This window comes from Streptomyces sp. NPDC004561 (assembly GCF_053602155.1).
The window spans coordinates 1-2,652 of sequence record NZ_JBSGDB010000769.1 but is presented as its reverse complement, the minus strand read 5'-3'; the positions used below and the strand labels follow the sequence as shown (position 1 = coordinate 2,652).

Annotated in this window: 1 protein-coding gene and 1 pseudogene; both read left to right on the top strand. The window is 67.1% G+C overall.

The genetic code is table 11. From position 1 onward, the window contains the following. The first annotated feature begins 168 nt into the window (after nucleotides 1–168). Nucleotides 169–985 (top strand): annotated as a pseudogene (locus ACWEN3_RS44990) (IS5 family transposase). A gap of 163 nt (nucleotides 986–1,148) precedes the next feature. Then, the gene (locus tag ACWEN3_RS44985) at nucleotides 1,149–2,426 is read left to right on the top strand and encodes an MFS transporter (protein WP_452984036.1); all 1,278 of its coding nucleotides are present in this window, start codon (nucleotides 1,149–1,151) and stop codon (nucleotides 2,424–2,426) included. Nucleotides 2,427–2,652: the final 226 nt, after the last annotated feature.

Here is a 2,652-nt window from a genome sequence, read left to right as displayed (position 1 = left end):
GGCAACCTCCTCAACACGAGGCGGGGGCCGCTTTTCGTAGACCTCGCCACGTGCTGCCGTGGGCCGATCGAGTTCGACTTGGCCCATGCCCCCGACGAGGTGGCTAACTGATCGTTTCTGAATGAGCTGGGCTGCTGACCTTGCGGTCGGGCGATCTTGGTCGGCAGGATGCCCGATGTGCGTGCTGATCTTGTTCCGGATGACCTCTGGGCGCGGGTGGCCCCTCTATTGCCTCCTGCCCCCGAGCGCCGCTACCGCTACCCCGGGAGGTTGCGTGTTCCTGACCGGGCGGCCCTCGCGGGGATTCTGTATGTGTTGCGCACCGGTGTCGCCTGGCGCGATGTCCCAGCGGAGACCGTCGGGTGTTCCGGGGTGACAGCCTGGCGCCGGCTGCGGGACTGGACCGAGGCCGGAGTCTGGCCGCGGCTGCACACCGCTCTGCTGACCGAGCTGCGCCGCGCCAAGCTTCTGGAGCTGGACGACTGCGCGGTGGACGGGTCCCACGTCCGGGCGCTCAAAGGGGGGATCACGTGGGCCCTTCCCCGGTCGACCGTGCCCGTCCCGGGTCGAAGCATCATCTGATCGTCGACCGTCACGGAACCCCGCTCGCCTCACCCTGACTGGCGGTAACCGTCACGACGTCACTCAACTCGTACCGCTCCTGGACGCGATCCCTTCGATTCGTGGCCTGAGGGAGCGTCCCCGCCGCAAGCCCCGCCGGATCTACGCGGATCGGGGCTACGATTTCGACAAGTACCGCCGCCTGCTGTGGAAGCGCGGCATCAAGCCCGCGATCGCCCGACGCGGCGTCGCTCACGGTTCGGGCCTGGGCACGGTGCGTTGGGTGGTTGAGCGCGCTTTCGCCTGGCTGCACCAGCTCAAACGGCTCCGTATTCGCTACGAACGACGCGCAGACCTTCATCAGGGTCTGCTCGAACTGGCTTGCAGTCTGATCTGTCTCCGCCGCCTGCGCCGCGCGTTCTGAACGGTCCGTCAGCGTGCCGACCTGTGACAGCAAATTCGATTGCGGTCCCCGTCGCGCCGCGTGTAGGGTCCCGCCCGTGCTTACAACGCCCCGTGTTTCTTAGCTCGGACGCCAGCTTCAACGCCACCCTTGCGTCCTAGAGCTGTTACGGAGCGTAACAATAGTGAATACCTTTCGTGGTTCCGGCTTGCTTCGGAACCGGGACTTCTCGCTGCTGCTGAGCAGCCAACTGATATCCGCCATCGGCGACCAGGCCCAGTTCATGGCCCTGCCGCTGGTCGTCCTGGCCCTCACCGGGTCAGCCACCCAGGCCGGGTTTGTCCTGGGCCTGGGCACCGTCTCCTTCCTTGCCTTCGGGCTCGTCGCAGGGGCGCTCGTCGACCGGTGGGACCGCAAGACCACCATGATCTGGTGCGAGGCTGGCCGGACCGTACTCACGGCCGGCGTCGTCATCGCGGACTGGCTGGACCGCCTCACGATGCCCCAGCTGTACGCGACGGCCGTCCTTGCCGGGATCCTGGGGACGCTCTTCCAGGTCGCCAACACCGCGGCACTGCCGAACGTCGTCGATGCGCAGCAACTGCCCACCGCCCTCGGCTACCAGCAGTCCGCCGGCAGCGCGGTGAGCATCCTCGGTGCCCCGCTCGCCGGTGCGCTCTACGCCGTCGGACGGGTCGTGCCGTTCGCTGTCAACGCGGTGTCCTTCGCCATCTCCGCAGTGTCTCTCTGCATGATGCGCGCCCGCTTCCAGACGGAACGTCAGGAGATCCGAGCCAGGGCGCGGATCACTACGGAGATCCGTGAGGGGGTCAGCCGGCTGTGGCGTGAGCCGGTCGTCCGCTTCCTCACGCTGGTATCGGCCGCGGACAAGGTCCGCTACGGGGCCGGCTATCTGCTGATCATCACCCTTGCCCAGCAACTCGGCTCGTCGCCGCTGTGGATTGGCGTCATCTTCAGCGGAGCGGCCGTCGGTGCGTTGGCAGGGGCGCTGGTGTCGAACCGGGCTACGCGTCGGTTCCCGCTCGGTCACATCGCCGTGGTGATGCTGTGGCTGGAGGCCGTGATGTTCCCGTTGTACGCACTGGCTCCCAACCCACTGCTGCTGGCCGTAGTCGCAGCCGGCGAGTCCCTGGTGGCTCCTGTGTACGCGGTGGCGATGACCACCCACCAGCTGAGTATCACCCCCGATAAGCTGCGAGGCCGCGTGACAAGCGCCGTATCGACGCTCACCACGGGTGCACTGTCGATCGGCACGCTGGCAGGCGGTGCGTTGATTGGCGCGCTGGGGGCCAAGCCGCTGGTCTGGCTCTGCGGAGCGTGGCTGCTCGCCCTCGCTCTGCTGACCACGGCGAACCGGGCCGTGCGGCAGGCGCCGAGGGCGGGCACCATCTCGCAGACGGAGAGCGCCAGCGCGCTCCAGAAGGCGAACCTGAACAGCTAGCTCTCCATGCCTCGGCCACCGCTGATCGCCCCCGAGCGTGAGCTCTGGTGCGTCAGCGGTGGCCGTAGGTAGGCCACGCGACTTCGGCGACGAGGCACGGTCGGCAGCTCAACTCAATCTGCAACGATCAGTAAGGGCGTGCAGATCTTTAACTCGTGGCTTTCCGCTGGGTGGTTCGTTGGTCTGGCATGAGCGGTTTGGAAGAGCAACGGGCCGTGCTGACAGC